Raw genomic sequence first — 21,677 nt, forward strand, 5'->3', positions numbered from 1 at the left:
CTTTTCAACTGCCTAAAAAACAGTGTCACCAATTTGACATTCCGCGACTGTAAGATATTAATAACCAGACAGATAGTATTCCAGTTCTGGGCACAAAGGCGGAAAGGTCGGAGATATCTCCGACCTTTTGCTTTTTATAGTCGTCTGAGCCTGCTCTGGGCCTGCTTATCAACTCGAGGATGACGTTGGGTTCCGTGGTTCGAAATTTATTATCTGAAAAAATCAGCTTTTCTGCGAAGATCGAACCAATGATTTGTTTTTTGCCGATTGGGGAAGCGGAGATGTAGCGATTGGCAATGTTCTTCATGATTTCGCCGCCTTGGGAAAGGTATTCTTGGTAGTTGTCGCTGGTGGATAATAGCTTCGTTTTCTTCTTTTCTAGTTCCTCTATCTTCTTGGTCAGGTCTGACTTAATCTCTTTAAACTCTTCTGCGGTAAATTCATCATCCAGGCGTAAAGAACGGGCGTTTTGTATTCTTATATATAGCTTATCGATCTCCGCCTGTATTTATTTCAGCTCCTGCTCCTTGCCCTGGTTATCTTTCTTTAATGAATTACTGATTAGCTGGCAGTAGTAGTCAATAATAGGCGCGTTGACTGCTATCTGACCTAATTGCCTTACAAATGCCTCATTGGCTGTATCTGCCCGGAAACGTTCCTTACATAGCTTTACGGATTGGCAATGGTAGTAATAATAAATGCCACCGTTGCCTTTTGATCCACTTCCGCTTAATAGCCTTCCGCAGCGAGGGCATATTAGGAAACCTCTTAGAGGGAGTTGCTGGTCTATTTCTGTGAAAGTATTAACCCTGACGTTTCGCTTCTTCCCTTTCAAGATGTCCTGAACATCGTCAAATAGACTTTCGGGGATGATAGGCTCATGGATACCTTTTACGGAATGGGCTGGTTCGTTCTTATAAGCGGCGATGAAAACCTTCCCACAATAGACCGGGTTACGGACAAGGCTCCAAAACTGGCTACGGCCAATTTTTAGACCTTTCCTATTAGCCATACGCCGGAGAGTATCAATATCCCATACCCCTCTGGATAGCTCTTCGAATGCCCAGCGGACTATTTCTGCTTTTTCATTAGGAATAAGGAAAGGCTTGTTATGAGCATCCCGCCCGTTCTTATAGCCAATCGGGGCAATGCCGAGGTATCTTCCCTCTTTCTTGGCCCGCCGCATACCATGAAGCGTATTTAAGGCTCTCCGGTCATTTTCCACTTCTGGCGTAGTAAGGTAGATAGCCAGCATGATCTTGCTTTCTGGTATATCCATGTCCAAAGGCTGTTCAATGGACTGGGGTTCGACAGATAGCTTTTTCAGCTTACCAATCATTTCGTAGGCAGCAGCAACATTTCGGGAGAAACGATCCCATTTAGAGAATAGTATTAAATCAACGATACCCTTGTTCTTACTGATGGCATATAGCATCTTTTGGAACTCTGGTCGGTCAAAAGTCTTTGCGGAATGATCTTCCCTATAAATGCCGACCACCTGGATGTTCTCCTTCTCACAATAACGTATTAATACGTCTTCCTGATGGGCTAAACTATAGCCATCAACCTGTTCGTCTGTACTTACCCTTGGATACAGAAATGCTTTTCTTTGAGTGATCATTGTTGTAGTCTTTAAGGTGATGTATTTGTGGATTTGATTGTTCATAGATATTTAGATCAGTAGCAGCCAGACGATGTATGAAGTCTATTATTGTTGTAACTTCCTCGTCTGTATAAGCATATTGATCTGCCTGGAAGATTTGTTTGGCTTCCTCAATTGAGGGCTTTGCGGGTAACTGGCGTTGGAATTCATACTTCATATGATTAAATAAGAAGCCAATATACAGCCACGCAAAAATCTACTTTCCGACTTTTAGCCGGAATGCTATTCATTGTAAAAAACTTGTTCGATTTTCCTCAAATTATTTTCCATCATTCAGTCGTAAACCAAATTCAGGATCATTTAAACTAGCGTAAATCTCTTTCAGGACGAGATACATTTTGTCAGCTAATAGTCGACTTCCATTTGACCGCGATTTGAAATCCATTTGACTTTTAGTTGAAAAAGATCGGAAAAAGTTAAAAAGAGTCGGAAAATAGTAGAACCTAGACACGCAAATCGGTTATCTCTACGTTTTCGCTTCCCCATAGCGCCGTTTTAGGATTATGCTACATGCCTCTACTAATCGAATAAAGTCCTCACACAGAATGATATTAAATGACGCGTTACAATCCTGATCGCTACATGCCATTAATAGAAGTGACCTCAGGTACTCCCTAAATTCCGGCAACGGATAGGAATGAAGGAAATCTGAAACAACCGACATCGGCTCAGAAATCTCCTCAACTGTTAGTTCCAATGGCTTCTCGTGCCATTCAGGTAAATTTCTCATATGGATATAGATATTTTTTATGGTTGGTAATAAGAACCGGCGGAGGAAGAATCCATTACCGGTGTTCCCTTCAAAATAAAACCCTACGATTTTTCAGTGATGGATTATTCACAAACATTCGCATCGGTATTTTTTCATAACATAGATCTGACTGTAATACCTGCTTGGAAGCGTTACTGAGTCAGATTATGTTTATCCCATTTGAACGCTCTATCATGTATCTGGCACATAACAAGGGATTCATAGATTGGAATGATTATGCTAATCCGCTTTTTATTAAAAACAGTATATGTATCATAATCCTTAGCTATAGGAGCCAGACGATATGAGTCGAATTTAGCAGGCTGCCACTTCAAATTTGAACAAACACATTCACGGAACAATGCCGGTGCATTCTCCAACGTGGTGAGCAAGTCTTTTATCATGGTATTGGCACATGTATCTGAGAACTTTAGTATGTTCTGAATAGGCCTTTGTGAAGTGTTCAGTCTTTTCTTCCAATGGAGCGATCGTTTCAAGAGTAACTGAAAGGCGATAGAATGCTGATATAATCTTAAAACATGCTCAACCTCTCTAGAGGACATTGTATCAGCCTTGCCTAGTATCTCAGTGTTTAAATTCGATTTGAACTTTGTTTTACTCCATCTAAGACCCTTACAGATGGCGCTTGTGAATTCATCAGGCGCATTCTCTAGGCAAGTCATTAGGTCATTTAAAAAATTGTTGGAATAGTGCTTTATTTCAGTCATATTCTTCTACTTTTTTATGTTTTATATAATCGGTTAACATTTCTTTGAGATTTTTTCTATTAACAGGTTTCCCGAGTGTACCAATGATTACCATCTCAGGCGGCGGTTTAACAGATTTTGCCCTACTTGTATCCGTCAGTATAATTATCGGAATTGTAGCTAGTGGACTATCACTAAAAATGATCAGGAAATCAGGATCAGAAAAGTCTTTGTACCATTCCGAGATAATGAAATTGGGTGGCCCTTTTAACGTATAACACAAATATTCAGCTATCAGCTCATGAAAATTGGAACATACGATTGGTATATAGATGTCCATATTGTCAAGCACATGTGCCAAGCCAGACCTAGTTAGCCGATCTTTGTCAACCAAACAAATTGATAGCTTCTTTTTAGCTCGTACAGGAATCATAGAGGGATTTTTTATTCCTTGGCTCTACTGAGGAATAACGCCTAGGAATTATTAAACAATGGTTTGTATGTTAGCAAGTATTAAGTTCTATTTCAGCGGCACATTTAATCTATCCGGTGCACAGATCGTACATTACAGCTGCAATTATCTCAAAAGGCATGGCAAACTGGCCTGAACGACTGTTTCGTATTTCTCACTAAGTACTCGTATCACGCCGCCTAAGACGTCAATACATTTCTTAGCCATATATAAATTCGCTCCCCAGTTATTGGCTAATGTTATCGAACCATTAAGAGGTTTAAACAGGTTTTCAACTTCGGAATTAGACATTTGCTTGCCTTCACTTTTGACGCTAAATGAAAGCCGTTCCTCTGCCGCTTCGACTAATATGAATATCCTTGCCGATTTTCTACTGTGGGCATATGCAACGTGTATAAGACTTGACATAATTATGTCCAGCATGACCTTATCCATTAGTAGGTTCTGACTTGATTTAACTGTGTTCCTTATTTCAATCACCCTGCCTGTCGCATCTTCGTATAATTTAAATGGAGCTGTAATCTCGTCAACAAAGATTGCCAGATTGAACTTGGTCATATTGGGACTTAGGACGAAATCACCGCCACTAAACTTTACCTTGTGATTAATATTCTGTAATAGATGCCTAGTCCTGGCTACAATCAGGCGAAATGTGCTTATTTGACAGGCTACTTCTGGCCTAAGTGCAAAAAAACGGAATTCGTGTTCTTCCATCAGCCTGTTCATTGCTACTTCAGCAATACCTAATTGAGCATCAATCATATCTATTATCACTAATAACAGCTTGGCGTATGTGCAGTTGATACATTCTTTATCTATTCGAGGCGCCGTTGAAGAACTTACCAGAATATGGCCAGCTTCAATTATCCTTTGAAGATCGACGTTGAAAGATGTCGTAAAAACGCCCTTGATACTCTGAAGAATAGACTCCAAGCTATACTTCATGAAAAGTTTACTGAATACCTGTAAAGGATATTCTGCTTCGCTTTTAGTAAGCAATGACTGGCTAGTCCCACTCTCCTCAGAGTAAGTCATTTGTTTCTTCATTTGTAAGATTTACAGCTTTAGGTAATAAAATCTAGGGCCAAGATGAAAATCTTAGCTACCGTTCATATAGAATGATTAACCCCTAAAAATTTTAGTTATTTTTGGAAGATATGGGAATAGAGAAGTGTTGCCTTTTTCAAATAAAAAAGGCGCAGGCACAACTTGTCGCACGGGGAGCCAGTCGAAGGGCTAGTATGCAGACAAGAAGGCCCACGCCAATAACGTGAGCACTCTCCTTATCATCTGGCATACTGTTGAATTTTCGACTTTCCCTGTGCCGGATAATGTTAGAGCGAGCTTCAATTAATAAGTTTGAGATCGCAAAAGTACAAAACTATCCCGTATCCGAATTGGATAAGTGCAGATTGTGCTTCATATGTTCATTTTGATATTTTCTAAATCGAAGATAGGGATTTACTAGGATACATCCTAGTAAATCTAATTTTTTTAAACCCTTTTGAATAGACAGTGTATGAGTAAGACTCCCATCGACCAGTTTATAATTGACAAAGTCAAGGAGATAAGAGAAAAACAAGATGTTAGCCAGGAAAAATTATCTGTGGGGGCTGGATATTATAAAACATTAGTAGCGAATGCCGAAAGGCTTGAGAGACCGGAGAAATACAATATATATCATCTAAACAGTTTTGCGAAGATCTTGAAATGTTCTATTAAGGAATTTTTTCCTGATGAACCGATGTAATTAAGTTAGGGTCGATCAGTTATTGGTAACAGGCAGTTTCTGGTGCAATTTTGGATGATCGATATCTTAGTGCATACTATGGCGTTTAATCAAACCATTTTCTCTCTGATAAACAATCCCTTAAGTAAATTACCCATCAAAAATGTAACTGTTATAACTTATTAATCTTATCAATTGAATGAAAGAGAAAACAGTTTATACAGATATAGCCAACAAAAGTATTTTTTAGAAAAAAATCGAAAGCCAGCCAGGATTTGCCCGCCACCTTAGAAATCTCATGAATAACGATACGGCATGTTCAAGCTGCATTTCACATTCGGTATCAATTGGAATATCTTGCTAAGGCTTTAGCCAGTAAGAAACCCTAGTCCTCCGGTATTGATGGAAAAGTAATACTTACCAATATAGTAGGTTACGCCTGCATCCTCTGCCATATTTCACAGCAGTTCCCCGTCTCAAAGATTGTTCATAAACTAAGCGTTGGTATTCCGGAGAGAATTTACTGACAATTTCTATTATCGGTTTTTAAAAAATACTATTCGCAATAACGGACTGATTGAATCCTGTATTCAAATTCGGTTTTCGTGTCATGTAGCGTAATAAGATTCACATCATGAAGGACATGCGCCTCCTCATTAATGATCGCTCGTTCATCTGAAACAAAAACCACATCATACATATCTCTGATCTTAGATCTATTCATCCTATCCTGCTGCATTAAACCAGGTTCATTACCTGCAACTATTACCTTGTGTACATCAATTCTTTCAAAATACTGGATCAGATTTCCAATATCTCCAGTATCAAGAAAGCCCACAACTAGATTCATATGTCCATTGACGTCTCTGATATCGTAACAAAAACAGTTCTTTTCACGGAATAAAACGATTGACAGTGGGGCCGCAATTCCGTCAAATGGATTTATAAACAGTAGCGCGGTCGAATCAGCATTGCGGCCGAAGTGATAGCGAACTCTTACTCCTAGAATATCTATTCCAAGCCATTTCAGGTGACGCAAGTTAACATCTTGGATAAACGGGAATAAGACATCAGGTCGTAGCTCATTATCCTTATTTCCGCTAAAATACGCCTCGTAATCGGCCTTCGCTTCAGGGATATTGAAAATCACTTGCCACAATCCTTCAAGGCTAATCCTTGGTTGATATTCTCCTAAATTGTTCATTTCAAATATGCAGTACCCCTTTTGCCCAGTATATACCGGAACTTCACAATAGATTTTTGAGGGCTGTTGCAGGCGAACATAATTGCGAAAACGCCCTTTAGCAAGGCTATACTTCTTCACAGAATCAAAGTTTACTATGACAACTCTTTGTTCATTTGTAAAAACCTCTACAACCACATTTGTACCCTCTTCCAGAATGTTGACACCGAGAATCGATTCGTTAGGATCGACAGTAAAAAAATCTGTGGAAATAAGGTCTTCCAGTGGATTCCATTTGAAACAATGATCGGAATTATATCCCACCGCGATCTTCTGCCTTCTGAAATGGACCAGTTGAGCATCTACAAATTCCAGATTTTTATCCCAGGGAAGTTCTGCGAGAACCTTGTAGGGAGGTGCATCATTACAGATAGTTAACAATTTAGGATATACCACTAGCAACTGCCGTAATGGCAACTCATGCACAAGTTTAGCCGTTGTTTTCTCTCCGTAAATTTCCTCGCAACTGATAGTAAGCACATCCACTAAGGATTGCATAATACGTTTGAGATTTTCAAAGAAATAACGGTCCTCTCCATAGATTCTTGGATCGCGGTTTCCCTCCGTCCACCTTTTGGCCTCCCAATAATAGCTTTCAAGACTCCCCTTAAAGTATCTATAATTGATTAAATAATAGTGTCGTTTATTAATATCTTCAAGCATCTCCTTTGGAAAACTTTTTAACATCTCATAGGCAACGACTGCAGTGTTAATGTACTCAACGTTATTAAGACGTGTCATGTCACCTCCACTATTATTCCACAAATCAATCTTCTCCTGTAGCTCTTCCAAGCCGATTTCAGTCCTCACTAGGACTTGATAATTGGCAAACTGCTTTTGCTTACTGACTTGTCCGGTATTATACTTTCGTAAAGCCTGTTCAAAGACTTTAACCCGGTTAGTAGCTACCCAAGGATATACTATACCTAGACTCTCGCGAATGAATTCACTTACTGTAGCAGACAGCATGTAGGAAGGCTGAGCACTAAGTATTGAAACAACGCTATCATGAACAGCGGAACGTTGATCAGCAAAACGCCTCATCATCTCCTCAATGTTCGGATTTATAGAATTGAGAAAATTAGGAAGCTCATCATAACTATCGCCAAAAGAAACAAGATGTACATTACAGCTATGTAACAACTCGCGATGCTCTGTAGTGCCTATCTTCTTCTTAGGCATCAAAATATAATGTTCCCGTTGATCGCCGGGAAACCATGCTTGCATTAACTTCAAGACAGTTATAAAATCCTCGTCCATCACGCCATCACGGCTGCACCCAATGAACAAAAAATGTCTGCTCATCCACAAATTAGTTAGCACCGTTTTATATCCTGTCTGCCGCCTCAACATTTTATAATCGTCACTACCAAAGATGGGGGTTTTCGGTCTTGAGTAAATGCCATGCATATGCAAAATAAAGGGCTCACCCTTGTTGATACATGATTGAATTTCCTCATGTTGCTTCCAATCCAAGGTCCGATCGGTGTAGCCCATACCAACAGAACTCAACAAAGTATCATAATTTGTAGTAGCAATAATTGGCTGACACAAATTATGTATGCTCTGTATCAGTGCTGGATTTTTTACAGTCGGTCGTCCAAACACATCGTTCAGCCAATTTGAGTAAGGGTGCTTAGGAGCCTTAAGTGCTTTCTTAAGTATTGTAGCTGCGTCTGTCAATTTATTAGCGTCAGACAGTTCCTGTGCTTTATCCAATGCCTGCGCATCGTCAGAAACAGTCCTTGCGTATTGAATCCCCTTATCTACAAGCTCTTTCCATCCCGGTACACCAGCTGTAGCTGCCGACACACCTGCTCCGGCCACTGGAACAATCATTCCCGCAGCCAGAAGTTTCCTAATTTGTACTATATGATCCACGAAATAAATAAGATTTATAAGTTTATTGTATAAAATGTAGCATCTGAAATATGCCATCATCTTACAAACCCGATGGATTCCAATATTGATGTCATTTATCGCAGAAAAATTAGCAATTGTAGATTTTCAGGGAGATTGTTCCCTTTTTTCATATCGATATGATCCACCACCAAGTTATCACCATATGTATCTGCATGGAAAGCCATTGACACGATACAATGTACCCACTCGGCACCATGTCCTTATAACCAATTTTATCATTGGGCGTGCCTAAAGTCTAAATGATCATCATATCTTCGAAAACGCTTGTCGACCTGTCCGTATCATAAAATCGCTATACCGGACAGTATACAGTTCCTCTTTATAAAAACACGTCCTTACTAATTCATATTCATCGATATTAAATACTACAGATTCTATTCTAATTAGCAGAATAAAGCACTCATAATCTTAATAAAATGATACTAGAAAACGATATCGATGTGATAGTATTACTTTTCAAATTGATCCGTCATTTTACGACGGACTCAAATGCTGCCTGCGCAGCCGCAGGCCAGTCAAAGCCCTGCCCGGATTGGAGCATCTCTTCCGTTTTATGCTGCATTAATATCCCGGCGTCTCTCAATGAAATTCTTTTCTTTTCAGCTACCAGCTTCACCATATTCATCAGGTATTCTTTATGCCCATAGTCAACCATCACATAGTTGGCAGCGTCCCATGCCTCCTTTGCCATATCAATCACGCGAACTGATTTCTGTCCACCATCATTAGCATACGTCCGGCTTACGAGAACAGCTGGTATTCCCGTAATTTTATTGGTGCCAGGTCCTGCTTCATAGTAGATCAGCCCAATAAACGGCCCCATATAAAACACGTATGGATTCGAATTGTATATGCTTGGATTAATAAATGTGGCTCCTTCAATATCCCGCGCGGTGCTGGTCAATAGAACAACCTCAAAAGGGAAGAAAACATTCGCCTTCGCGAACTCTTCAGGACTGTTGTTAATCCATATGCTCAGGAACCGCCGTATCGTTTCGTCAAAGCCAATGGAGACAAGTACACTGCCGCTTTCCAAGCGTTGCTGCAGAGAAATTCGCCAGATTACTGAATAGAAAAACAATAGAAACGTCTTCCTGTCAAAACTATCTGTTTCCATCAAAATACCTTCTGGGCTGATAACGTGTTGCCTAAATTCCTGTTTGGGACTCGCTACCAGGATCTTTTTATCTAAAAACGGGATAACTTTACTTTCAATCCTCGCCAAGTCGTTCTCACATTGTTGGCAAAATATATGATCTGCCACATGTAGATCAGCAGTGGGTGTAGGATCAGTGTTTTTTAGATTACTCCGACCAAAGTGGCTATCAATATTGGGGTTTGCTAAGTCTATAGCGTACGCCTCTTCATAGTTTCGCTTACCTATTGTATGCTTGATCAATCCTGCCGGAGCAAAGTGTGATCCTCTAGCGTCTGCCTTCCTGCTCATACAAAGCAGACAAACCTGCTCCTTATTTCTCTCTACCATCTTGTAATTTTTCATTATTTGACAATAATCCAGTTCCACCTAAGTACTGTTTTCACATGGCCATCCATTCGCTACTCTTACGTTGTTACCCACATGTTAGCATAGGGTACATGATTCCCAGTCCAGATGATACCGCAACCGCCCCTCTACGTATGTTCTCGATAGCTCATCTAGACTAAAGCAGCGTTCAAAGAACGTACTCTGCAGCACACTACCAAAATCACCCTGATCGACAGGCAATGCATCTCCACTCCAGTGAACATTTGTAGCAAATAGTGCAGGATTTAACTCCATCACTACTTGACTGCCTTCCCAATAATGATAACCAAGTAGATAATGAGGTAATAACCCTCCTTTTAAAGCCACCTCAGCCTGATTATTGAAAATCAGCTCTTTGTATAATGGAAGTTTACTATTCGCAATAGCGTTAATCAGCAGTAGACTTGCATAATCTGGTGCCCTAAGAATCCCCTCGAAAGCCATAGGTACCCAACCAGACAGAATAATTGCGTTTTCATATCCTCTTCCGTTCCTTATCCCTGCAAAACCTTCTGCTACCTTCAACCTGGTAGAGGTACTGAGAAGGAAGGACCGAGAGTAAAACCTACTACGGTCTATGTTATGTAACAGTCCTAAATAATAATCGCGCACATACATCTTTTCTTCTGGCGTCAACTTATCTACCTCTTCCAAGAAGAGATTAAGGTTATCTAAGTTTAGAAAAAAACTGTAGACTTCCAGCTCACGATCCTTAAACTTTTTCAGAGAAGATGCTTTAGTCCCGTAAAGCTGTTCTCCATTAAATGGTGTAGCATACGAAACAACATTTCAAACTGGCTATAACAATGACTGGCTAGTTTAATAGCAGGCTGGTCATACTCCGATCGCTCCTGAAAGTACCTACTTTTCTGACCAATAATAAATATCCGCCGGCCAAATTCAGCATTGTCACGTCTATGAAAGCTAACCCCGTACTGGTTGTAAATGCGCCTTCGATTTTCCCCCCGGAAAACAAAAGATGCTCCTTTTTCTGATATCAGCTCAATACAACGCTTAAAATGTACCCGCTGGGCAGATGTAACCGGCAATCCATTCAGAAGTAACTCAAAATTATCATAAGGTGGTATCACCTGCCTTCTTCTCCTGTTTTCCATAAGTTTTCATAACTATCGATCATCAATAAAATGCAAATATAACTATTTGCGTCATTTTAACACAAACAATTTTATTATTATATACCATTGATACATAATGGAGAGATTTTTCAGGCAGAAAAAGGAATACTTTGTGCCGCCATCACATCCTGAACTAACTTCTAGTTATATGTTATCTGACCAATTCGGCATTGCGTAGGGCGTGATTAGAGGAATGCTATGCTCCATTACGACATCTTAAGTATTACTTCAAGTCTATGGCAATACTGATACTATTATAAGGTCGACTAATTGTCCCAAGTTGCCAATGTTAGATTTGTTAAAGTGCTGTCATTAGTGCCTATTTCTGCAATAATTTTTGAGGCTATGACATGTATTACCATCGAAACCATTTTTTCAGTTTCCAGTGCGCCATCATTTCTGGCGTAACTAACAAACGCAGAGCTATAGCCAACCATAATTCTAATCATCTTCCCTCGATACACTAACCAGACAATACCATTACCATAGTTACACATATTATCCCACCTCAGATACCACGCTCGTTATTAAGACTGCGCAGCTCACCGCAATCATCATCCAGCCTTGGGATAGAATAGAATGAACAACTTGATACATAGTTTAAGTGCTGAAGCAAGACGCCAATCAATCGTGTAATAGCAGGCTTGATTACAAGACTACTTCCAATTGCACGCGTATCCAGTAATCCAATTTAGGAGCCACATTCCTAAGCACAGGGAGTATATCCGATTCAATGTCAAGTTCAGAAGATGACACCGAGGAAAAATAATTGGTAGCCAGAAAAATCGCTGTCTCACGCGGTATGCTGCGTTCTATCAGTTTTCTTGTCACCGGGCGAAAAGCACCTGTCTCCAGAAAACGTAAAAAAGAGCTATCTGGATGCTTGATATCATAAATCGGCTGTAGCAACATCGGTAATCCGTAAGAAATTTTTCCCTGCAGACGCTCAATAGCGTCCGATATCCGCGAAGGATCTTGATTATAGTAGTCTGTATTAAGTATTCGAGCCAATGATTTCTCTTTCAACCAACTTTCCGCTAAAATACTAGCCTGGGTCAAGAGTTGCGGCCCCCTTCCGCGAGCATTCTGAACATCGAAATATCGTGAGGCATACTCCGGCGCCAATTCTCTCATTCTGTCTACCGCACGTACAAGTGAATAGGCTATTCCTCCTTCATTGGCTGCAGTAGGTAGCGAGAACCTTGTACGCTGTTTGTAAAGCTGATCCAAGACTATTGGATCCCAATATCTATTTTTGATACACACAGCTGCAGGAACAGAAAGCGCAGCTAGGCCACCTTTCAAAATATCAACCTCCTCTGGTGAAATTTCAATATTCACATCCTTCAGACGAGCTACAAAGGATTCCGGATAGCGTATTGCCATTTGCCGGAGATAAGTAAGCAGAAAACCATATTCTTTGTTACCATACTCAACCGGTCGAACTTGCGCTAGGTCAGACATGATATCGTTCTGGTACGTTTGATAGACAGCTCCATATCCAGACTGTATCTCTTTCGAGGCATCAGCAAAAAGAGCCCCCCCAGTATTTTCCTCAGCAAAGCTTTCTTCATTCAAAACGAAGGTACGTCCTATAAAGTCCTTCATCAAGCGTCCAGCCCGTCCTCTTAGGTTAGCCATCTCATAATGCGAAAGCATCGGAGAATAATCAGGCTTTTTCTTAATAAATAGATTAGGATTACGGACAATAACGTTTTGAGCCGGCAGATTAACCCCCTGCATCAACGTAGTGGTGCATACCACATTATCAATGAGTTTATCATTGATTGCTCGTTCGATAACTCTTCTGACATGATGCGGCAGTCTTCCATGATGATATACCACTCGGTTCTGCACCAGCCTTGTCAGGTCATATGCCTTATGAACGGTATCTTGTAAATATTTGGATAAAGTGCCCAACTCAATCTCAGTTCCCACTCCTTCATTGTTTTCGTACAGATACTCTGCCGTTTTCTCGGCTTGGTCAGGAGTAGGTGAGAATATAATATTCTTAGCACCATCGCCAAGGCTCTGAACGAACAATAATAACGCCCGATGGAAATCCTCGTCATATATGGCACCTGTTTTGGGAACAGTTACTGACGCACTGATCTCAATACTGGCTGGCTCCTTTTGGATAACGGTATATTGCTTAAAAAATATCTTTTTTTGCTTCTTAAGTAGTGAATATGTAATGTTGCCTACCGGAGAATTGTTAACCTCCTCCTGATTACATTTAAAACCAATCAGATCCGAGCCTAATTTTCCGATGTTGTTGATGCGTGGCCCAGCAAAAACAATGTGATCCGCAGTTGCATTCTGCTTAAACTCAATGATCATATCGTATAATGTTTTGGATCGTTGATCATCCTCGCTGGCTACCCGCTCCACATTCTGAATCTCATCCACAACAATAATTCTTAGATTCTCGAAGGGACTTTCGGCATGAGAAAAAGCTGCGATGGCCTTTTCTTGAGTAAGGATATAGATGGCATTTTTATTATTGACACGTCCGGAATATGTATTTAAGATATCGTAACCAGACATTTGATGTCGCCTTAATAATTTGCGAAAATCTAGGGAAACCTGACTGACCAGGCTCAGGGTCGGAACCACATAGACCAGATCACCATTTTTTCGCTTTAACAGTTCAACTGCTTTCAACGCAATCACAAATGACTTTCCGGCCGATGTTGGAGCTGAAATACCCACCACGCGGCTGCTCTCCATCTTTTCCCACACGCTAAATTGAAAATCGGTCAAAATATAACTATCGTTGTCCACCACCACTGTGTTCTTGGCTTGGTTGGCTACTACCGACAGTTGGTTAAAAAAGCTACTCAATCCAGAATAGCGGCTACTTGACAGATCAAAGTCTCCATCAAACATGGCTGTTGTAGGAGCGAATCCTATTCTGGAAAAAAGTACCATGAGAAACTCCCTAACTCCTGACCAGTGCGGCTGCCTGTACGACCAAAGTATTGCCGACAACGTTACTATAGTTGTGTTCCATTGCCTATCCTTGCTGAGAGACAGCTCGTTTAAAAGGGACACAGTTTTGTATAATAGTGTATCCGAAATCATTAATGGTGCCTGGTCAACAAGCTTTAATTGGATAGCGACATTTCGATGTTCAATAGAAAGCAGTTCTTTTATAATTTCGTTTTGTTCCATAGATTTAGGTTGTGCCTAACATTTTTGAAAACTTATCTAGCAGCTCAGATAAAGCCCAAGAGGGGAAAACAATGTAGTTAAGCCGGGGCAATAAATGCGTTACAGAAGCAAAGTCTGCAGACTGAATACCACCGCAACGTGAGGTTACGATTTTTAATATATCACTTTTTATTTGGTTTTCAGACTGGAATGTGAAATTTTTATGTTCTTGATAAACAATGATGCAAACCAGCTCGAAATGAATATTCTGTAAGGTATTTGCCTTATATGCCTTGGCAATCCCTAATAATTGTGGATCTACAAATTCATCTGGCAGGTACAAATCTAGTTCACGATCAATAGAGTCGAATGTCGTCTTGATGCTATCTAAAGAGGCTTTAAACGCATCTCGAAATTTATATTTCGACTCATAACATTTGGATTCACCCAGGTACAGTTTATTAGCACCATTTTCATGCATATAGTGAATAGCGTCGGCACCATTGCGTTCCAACGCAGGATTGGTGGTCAAAGACATTTTTCTCAGCAAAGGCACCGCACCAAAAAAATGTTGCAAGAAGTTGAACAGTAACAATTCCCCAAACTGCCCCTGAGGTTCACCCCTACGAAATTTTTTTGCTACATCTTGCATCAGAGATGCACCGGCCATCGCAGGGTTCTGGTATTGTATATTACGTTCCGCCAATATGCGGTCCTGGTTCGCACGGCTAAATACCCAATTACAGGTCGTTACTATTAAGGAACTAATAAAATCATCCGTCCGCTCCCGAATGTCCGAAAAATTAACACAAGTTAGGTGATGCCCCTTTGTTGGTTGAAAGGCAAAGTCGTGCTTTACGAAGTGCACGAAATTCATAAACGATTGGGTATGAGACCGCAAAGCGGCAACATCCACAGGCATCTGGTTGATATTTGACATCTATGCAGCTATTGGGTACAATTAAAGAATTCACACGCGACAGGCATTCTAAATGAACACTACAAACAGCATCGGCAGATAAAAGATATGATTTTTTATAAAAATACTAATTCAAGTATAAATATTATAAAAAATTTATAATCAAGTGCCGTGAATTAATAATATTTACAATATAATATGAGCTACGTATTGCAGAAAATTTACAATTTCCCTGCAGTGTTATCCATCAGCGACCTTTATTACTTACCGACTTGCTCACACAAACAATTTAGCTATCTCAGCCTCTATGTAATTTGTAATATAAACTTATATTAGGTTATAGATTGTAGTTGTGGTCTATCTATTCTGCATTCCAAAGCTAAAGCATCATAGCAAATTTAAGTAGTCTACTACACGAAAACAGGAAAAATCCCCTTCGGTTGACCAATAAATAACTTTAGATATTCTAAAAACAAACTTCATTATTCAATAGCAGCCTCCTAACAATATAACTTATTGACAATCTGAATAATATAATTCGTAGACGTTCCACTACCGGGCATTTGGCTAACGCCAGCGATATAATCTCTGGCGTTTGGGGTTTTTATATAATTCTATACCCAGTATCAGAAAACATCATTATCAAAGATTACTTTTCGACAGTAACTGCAACTTAATATGTTGGTAATAATGAGTTGGATGTTTCAACTCTCTCCATCTAACAAGCATCAAATCCATTATGACACCGTATCAAAATTTTGGAGGAGATTCAGGGGTATCTGCGCATGAAATAGCAAGCACCTCGATAAAAGTTAAATTCAAAACCGGTGCTGTATATCTTTACGATTGTAGCAAGCCAAGACTTTCACATGTCGAACAAATGAAATTCCGGAAAAGGTTTAAATAGCTATATCGGTAGAAATGTTGGGGCTAATTATGCTGCGAAATTAAACTAAAAGCTTCTGTTAATCGCAGCTTACTTATTATCCTTGTTGTTGAGTTCGAGTTTATTCCACTGCTGGGCATAATAAATGGACAATCCGCTCTAGTAGAGGATTTCCTATTTATATAAATTTCACATTTCTGATAAGTTATAGATACTGGTGACATATGAAGTTTTTAAAATTATAGTAAATATGTACGTTTACCATTCAACATCTGTATTATCGATCTGTCTCTTAAATTCAAAAAAACCATACAACGGATCATCCGGTGGTAACTGCCAATAATTGCCGGTAATATAATTGGCATTCACTACTGAGCCCTCAGCGTAACCCTTAATATGACGATCAGTTTTAGTTATTTCATATCTGTAGGCAATTTTATTATCTGAAATAAAATCTCCCCAGGTAGTTTCCCATTGAAAAGGGATATCAAGCTTGTCTAAAAGAATAACTTTTCCTGAGGAATCTTTAATCTCCTCCCATCGTCTCTCACCAGTTAGTTTCCATTGCAACCCATTATCTGTCGATATAATTTCTATACGACATAGGCCACCGTGATTTTTCGGAATTGATTTACATCTATATTTGTAGCTCCCTACTATTTGTGAATATTTATTTAATTGCGTAGCTGTAACCGTATTAGGCGTACCTTCAGGTACAACTCTTACGTATTGATCAATAAAAGGTAGTGTTACTTTTTGGCCATTTAGACGTAAACCAAAAATTATTGTAGTACACAGGAAAAATAATAGTATTATCAAGAAAGCGAAGTCTTTGGGACGTCTTTTGACAAAAGCCCATATATTACTGATAGTCTGCATGGAAATATTTAAATTTATTTAAATAAACATTACTGTTAATCTACTTCAGGTCGCAGCAAAAATTGGAAATAGCGATTTTGGTTATTCTTTAATTTTATAGGAAATGATTCTGTGCAAATCTGCAGATAAAAACACTCCTTTAAGATGAAGGTGCTGAAAATATTATTAAATAACAATACCAACTAGTTTGTATTTTTCGTCTGCGTATATTCCTGTAGCAAATCCATTCCGTTATAAGAAATATCAAATAATACTAATTATGAGTTCCGCTTCTGACAGACTAATAGATTTTCAGACTAGAGACTTAGTCACTAAATTCATTAAAAAAAGGCATAACCGAAACGCTTCCGCTAGATCTGTCCGAGAAATAACTTCTTCTTTTATTCAAGGACGCGAATATTTCAACAGTGCTGAAAAGGCTGATTTAACTGTAAAACCTCTTCTGCTTTATTATGGCGTATTAGCATATAGCCGCGGCCTTATCCTCGCTAACAATGTACTTCTATCTGAAGCGAGTCTCAAACCATCTCATGGCCTAGAGATAAAGAACTGGTCATATGCTTTTAAGGATATGAATTTTTACGATCTTGAGATTACTACTACTGAAGGTACTTTAAAAGAATTACTCGACTCAACTGATAATACTAGTTATTTAAAATCTCGAAGTTTGCGGAAAAACATGGCAATACAGTATAAACTGCCAAGTTCAGGTGTAAAACTAAAATTAGGAGATCTATTACGTACATTTCCAGATATAGGGAAAGAATTTGAAGGGTGGACAGAAAAGAAACTAATCTATTATCAAATTGATCATTTTGAGACTATTGGAGACCAACAAAAAATTGTCTCTAACTCACCAATCTCCCAAGAAGAATTAGAACTATTAGTGCCACAAAGCGCATCTGTCGAAATTAGACCAAACAAGGGACACGGCTTCACAATACTAACAGCCAATGATTCATTTCCAAGCGTTGTACAAAAATGGGAGGAATATAACAATATTAGAGAGATGGTAATTGTTCAACCAGCAAACAAAGACATTCACTTCAATACGATCTCATCGTTTTACATGGTTGCTTATGCATTTGGAATGATGGCAAGATATTTTCCATCAACATGGATTTCGCTTAGTCGTTCCGAAAAAGGCGATGCAATTTATCCTCTGGTACTGAAAACTTTACGGCTAATCCAAGAGCTATATCCTCAGTTAGTATTGGACCATTTGAATGTGGATGACTTCTGGGTAACTCCGTAGTACTTTAACTTAGTAAGAATAAGACCGATCTTGTTATTTCAGTACATTATCAAATTAATACTAGCTACCACTATTATTGGGACTCAGCTTGACAACTAGAAATCACCTAACTCCCCTTGCTGTTCTTTCAAGGGTAACCAACAATAAATTGAACAACAACCTCAATATACATAACAAACCAGATTTATCGTATATTTTCAATGAAAGAAATCTCTATGTATATACAAACAACAATGGAAAATTGTAGTTATGAGGTTGCATTTCTGTCTGACATTGAAGAAAGTAAAATTCAATTGAGATTAGAAATAGAAACCGTAGCAAGCATACAATCCAGAAAATCGACAATAGATGAAACTAAAAATGAAATACAAAAGGAGCTATTGAAATTTAAATGGATAATTACAGGAGCTATTTTAGTTCAATTTGCGTGGTACTTGGATGGAGTCGCAAGGCAGGAAACTTCCAAAATCGGAGATATGGACAATATATCGAAGCCTATACAGGATGCGCTTACAGGAGCGAATGGCATTATCATAGATGATTGCCAGATTAAAAATCTTGAAACGCTTTGGCTGACTAAAAATCAGTCAGTACAAAAACATATTCTTGGAATCGAAATTAGATTTACAAATAGTGAAACACAATTAAAATCAAACTTACATTTTATTCAATTTGACGGCCCCATGTGCTTACCAATCAATTTTGATCCTACAAAGATTGATGAGTTAATAAATGCAAAGCTATACTTATCAGGATTCAAACGGCTACGAAGGATTGCTTCTAGGTTTAAAAATATGAATGTAAATGCAGATCAATATTTAGTTGTCAACTCATATGTTTTTCATAAAACGAGGTTAAATGGATTTGATACCAATCAAATTCTTAAAACAGATGAATTGAATAAACTTTGCTTTAATACTGGTTTGACGTTATCAAGTTTTATTAAAAAGATCAAGAAAGGCAAGCTAAATTTAAGTTGAAAGATAAGTTTATAAGATATTTTTCTTTGCTAACGATATAATAATCAATAGAAATTGGTTCCGGGCAGAGCGGTTCGTTACCTCCCCGCTCCCCCACAGATCCATGCGAGCCGCTTTCCGGCACACGGTTCCTATGTTTACGGTTTCGCTAATCGATAGCTGTGATAGACCTTCGGTCTTACAAGGGCTATTTAACCTTTACTTACAATTCAAATCATTCAACTTACCAACAATCAACCACATTTGGTTCGAATACGCTCCGCTACTGGGCACTTAATGGCTCTGTAATCAATTGATTTACAGGGCCATTTTTATTTTATGCTTGTCAATTTTTCATAGGTTTTAACCCTTTCTACGGATCAAGTTGAAAACTTGGGGGATTAGATCAAAAGCTGTTGTTTTGCTGTATAAATCGACATTTTGGATCAGAATTACCGCCAGTTAATAGAATTAATGCTTCCTGCAGGCATTTTGGAATACTTCGAGTTAACCAATACCACAAAGGATTCTAAAGGAATTAATATCTTCCTGGAAGAGAAAAATATTGTTCCAGAGGAATACAAAGATCAATTACTTCACTCCAAAGGTTTTCTACCAGAAGTACAAGTACAGGACTTTCCTATTAGGGGACATAAGGTTGCCCTATGCATCAAACGCAGACGCTGGGAGGTGCAATCGACCGGAGAAATAGTAACCAGAGACTGGACGCTTGTAAGAGCAGGAGCACGAATGACAACAGAGTTCGGGCTTTTTTTAAAAGGGATATTTGGATAATTATCCCATCAGTCCAGTACAATTAGGCCACTTTTTTCAGGTAGATGGTAAACAATTACAACAACAATACAAGAATCATTTAAGCGACTATCACCAATGGGAGCAGAAGGATCATGCTGAACACTGGATGGTTTTTGAGCAAAATATTGGCCCCTATCTAAGCATTGATGAAACAGCATTTTCCAGTGGAGAACTGTATACGATAGTTACAAATAAGGCTGCGAAAGGGCGCAGGGGCTCTATTGTAGCAATGATCAAAGGAACACAGGCAGACTATCTGATCAATATTTTGAACAAGATACCCAAACGGCTTCGCAGGAAGGTATTGGAAGTAACAATCGATATGTCTGCAAGCCTCAACCTGGCTATTAAGCGGTGCTTTCCTAATGCTGACCGTGTAATTGACCGTTTTCATGTTCAACAACTAGCCTTTGATGCAGTACAGGAAACCCGTATAAAATATAGATGGGAAGCCCTTGAGGAAGAAACTAATGCCTATGAACAGGCTAGAAAGCAGAAGATTGCCTATCAGCCAGAAGTATTGCATAATGGGGATACTATCAAGCAGCTCCTGGCTCGTAGCAGATACTTATTGTTCAAACAGCCACGATTATGGACTAGAGAGCAGCAGCAACGGGCGGAACTATTATTTACCAGATATCCTGTTATCCAAAAAGCCTATCAACTATCGTTGGGCTTAGGAGATGTGTTCAGAATATGCACTAGCAAAGAACAAGCCTTTAAAAGACTCGCACTATGGTACAATGATGTAGACACTTCCGGAATACAATCGTTCAAAACCCTGTCCAGGACTGTGCAAAATCATTACCTGGGTATCCTGAACTTCTTTAACAACCGGGCCACCAATGCAGCAGCAGAATCATTTAATGCGAAGGTAAAATCATTTAGAAACGCTATGAGAGGAGTCAGGGACGTAAACTTCTTCCTTTTTACGCTCGTTAAACTATATGCTTAATAACCATCCCCCAAGTTTTCAACTTGATCCCTTTATCTTTTTAAATTCTTCTGCTGTAGATCCATCATCCAGTTATAAAGGGCCACAATAGATAACAATAATGCTAATATTTCTTAATTGCATTCTTCCATCCTCGCTGTTCAAGTTCTCTTAATATTAGATATTTATGTCCTGAAAATCCACCTTCAAGACCACGTAATTTAATGCCATTCTGTTCAATAACGGTGATGAGTAAATATCTAGAGGTTGTTATTCCATATTTCTCTGAAGTCGCTGCTTCATCAACCCAATAGAGGCATTTCTCTATTAAGTCATTTTCTACTCTAAACCGATTACCTACTTCCCATACCCCACGTCGCGCTCCAAAAGCAAGACAACTATCATCACCATTGTTCCATAAAACAAATGATTGATGAGTCGAGACCTCGCCCTCAAAATATGCTTCGATGATAATGATTGGATGACGAGGATCAAAACAGATATCTTTAAAATAAGGTGCTACAAAACCTACAAAAGATGTTCTATCAAGCGAGTCAACTCCATACTCACTAAAATCCAGTGCACTTTTAGTAACAGCACTCCAATTTATTAATTGTTTATTCAAATTGCATAGTGGTGGCTGACTATCAATACAGGATACAATAAATACAGCAAATAAAATGTATGGTATAAAATAAATTCGATTAAGTTTATTCACAATAAAATG

General features: G+C 39.0%; 17 protein-coding genes. 5 read left to right on the plus strand and 12 right to left on the minus strand.

Translation table 11 applies throughout. The annotated features are described in order from the left end of the window. Window positions 1-508 precede the first annotated feature (508 nt). From K1Y79_RS04270 to K1Y79_RS04285, 4 genes are all read right to left on the minus strand, one after another. Complete coding sequence (locus tag K1Y79_RS04270) at window positions 509-1,621, minus strand: recombinase family protein (RefSeq protein WP_236059478.1); 1,113 nt, start codon at window positions 1,619-1,621, stop codon at window positions 509-511. Continuing rightward, window positions 1,563-1,820 carry a hypothetical protein gene (locus tag K1Y79_RS04275; protein WP_220248761.1) on the minus strand — a complete coding sequence of 86 codons (258 nt, stop codon included), beginning with the start codon at window positions 1,818-1,820 and terminating at the stop codon, window positions 1,563-1,565. Before K1Y79_RS04275 ends, K1Y79_RS04270 begins: the two co-directional genes overlap by 59 nt. 1,314 nt (window positions 1,821-3,134) lie before the next feature. Beyond that, a complete protein-coding gene (locus K1Y79_RS04280) occupies window positions 3,135-3,554 on the minus strand; it encodes a response regulator (protein WP_220248762.1) in 420 nt (139 codons plus the stop codon). Between the two features lie 144 nt (window positions 3,555-3,698). Continuing rightward, complete coding sequence (locus K1Y79_RS04285) at window positions 3,699-4,640, minus strand: ATP-binding protein (RefSeq protein WP_236059480.1); 942 nt, start codon at window positions 4,638-4,640, stop codon at window positions 3,699-3,701. A 472-nt stretch (window positions 4,641-5,112) separates the two neighbouring features. On the opposite strand from K1Y79_RS04285, the gene K1Y79_RS04290 reads away from it, so the two are divergent. Continuing rightward, the gene (locus K1Y79_RS04290; RefSeq protein ID WP_220248763.1) at window positions 5,113-5,343 is read left to right on the plus strand and encodes a hypothetical protein; all 231 of its coding nucleotides are present in this window, start codon (window positions 5,113-5,115) and stop codon (window positions 5,341-5,343) included. A 535-nt stretch (window positions 5,344-5,878) separates the two neighbouring features. Here K1Y79_RS04290 and K1Y79_RS04295 read toward each other — a convergent pair. The 7 genes from K1Y79_RS04295 to K1Y79_RS04325 form a co-directional block, all read right to left on the minus strand. After that, complete coding sequence (locus K1Y79_RS04295; protein ID WP_220248764.1) at window positions 5,879-8,446, minus strand: SIR2 family NAD-dependent protein deacylase; 2,568 nt, start codon at window positions 8,444-8,446, stop codon at window positions 5,879-5,881. Window positions 8,447-8,541: 95 nt separating this feature from the next. After that, the gene (locus K1Y79_RS29490; protein WP_394370763.1) at window positions 8,542-8,661 is read right to left on the minus strand and encodes an HNH endonuclease signature motif containing protein; all 120 of its coding nucleotides are present in this window, start codon (window positions 8,659-8,661) and stop codon (window positions 8,542-8,544) included. Between the two features lie 296 nt (window positions 8,662-8,957). Continuing rightward, window positions 8,958-9,989, minus strand: a complete 1,032-nt coding sequence (locus K1Y79_RS04305) for a hypothetical protein (RefSeq protein WP_220248766.1) — start codon at window positions 9,987-9,989, stop codon at window positions 8,958-8,960. Between the two features lie 81 nt (window positions 9,990-10,070). After that, a complete protein-coding gene (locus K1Y79_RS04310) occupies window positions 10,071-10,538 on the minus strand; it encodes a hypothetical protein (RefSeq protein ID WP_220248767.1) in 468 nt (155 codons plus the stop codon). A 1,259-nt stretch (window positions 10,539-11,797) separates the two neighbouring features. Continuing rightward, complete coding sequence (locus K1Y79_RS04315; RefSeq protein WP_220248768.1) at window positions 11,798-14,323, minus strand: DEAD/DEAH box helicase; 2,526 nt, start codon at window positions 14,321-14,323, stop codon at window positions 11,798-11,800. 4 nt (window positions 14,324-14,327) lie between these two features. Further along, entirely contained in the window at window positions 14,328-15,242 is a 915-nt protein-coding gene (locus K1Y79_RS04320) for a HamA C-terminal domain-containing protein (protein WP_220248769.1), read from the minus strand. A gap of 1,123 nt (window positions 15,243-16,365) precedes the next feature. Continuing rightward, the gene (locus K1Y79_RS04325; protein ID WP_220248770.1) at window positions 16,366-16,986 is read right to left on the minus strand and encodes a hypothetical protein; all 621 of its coding nucleotides are present in this window, start codon (window positions 16,984-16,986) and stop codon (window positions 16,366-16,368) included. Between the two features lie 259 nt (window positions 16,987-17,245). On the opposite strand from K1Y79_RS04325, the gene K1Y79_RS04330 reads away from it, so the two are divergent. From K1Y79_RS04330 to K1Y79_RS04345, 4 genes are all read left to right on the plus strand, one after another. Further along, a complete protein-coding gene (locus K1Y79_RS04330; RefSeq protein WP_220248771.1) occupies window positions 17,246-18,241 on the plus strand; it encodes a YaaC family protein in 996 nt (331 codons plus the stop codon). A gap of 200 nt (window positions 18,242-18,441) precedes the next feature. Continuing rightward, a complete protein-coding gene (locus K1Y79_RS04335) occupies window positions 18,442-19,221 on the plus strand; it encodes a RusA family crossover junction endodeoxyribonuclease (RefSeq protein ID WP_220248772.1) in 780 nt (259 codons plus the stop codon). Between the two features lie 420 nt (window positions 19,222-19,641). Next, the gene (locus K1Y79_RS04340; protein WP_236059482.1) at window positions 19,642-19,995 is read left to right on the plus strand and encodes an ISAon1 family transposase N-terminal region protein; all 354 of its coding nucleotides are present in this window, start codon (window positions 19,642-19,644) and stop codon (window positions 19,993-19,995) included. Further along, window positions 19,988-20,971 (plus strand): ISAon1 family transposase, encoded by a 984-nt coding sequence (locus K1Y79_RS04345; protein WP_236059484.1) that lies wholly within the window; start codon window positions 19,988-19,990, stop codon window positions 20,969-20,971. The genes K1Y79_RS04340 and K1Y79_RS04345 overlap by 8 nt, the downstream gene beginning before the upstream one ends. A gap of 103 nt (window positions 20,972-21,074) precedes the next feature. On the opposite strand, the gene K1Y79_RS04350 is transcribed toward K1Y79_RS04345, so the two are convergent. After that, on the minus strand, window positions 21,075-21,668 hold the full coding sequence (locus tag K1Y79_RS04350) for a hypothetical protein (protein ID WP_220248773.1): 594 nt from the start codon (window positions 21,666-21,668) through the stop codon (window positions 21,075-21,077). Window positions 21,669-21,677 lie beyond the last annotated feature (9 nt).

The sequence above is a fragment of the Chitinophaga rhizophila genome, from assembly GCF_019492185.1.
Classification (GTDB): domain Bacteria; phylum Bacteroidota; class Bacteroidia; order Chitinophagales; family Chitinophagaceae; genus Chitinophaga; species Chitinophaga rhizophila.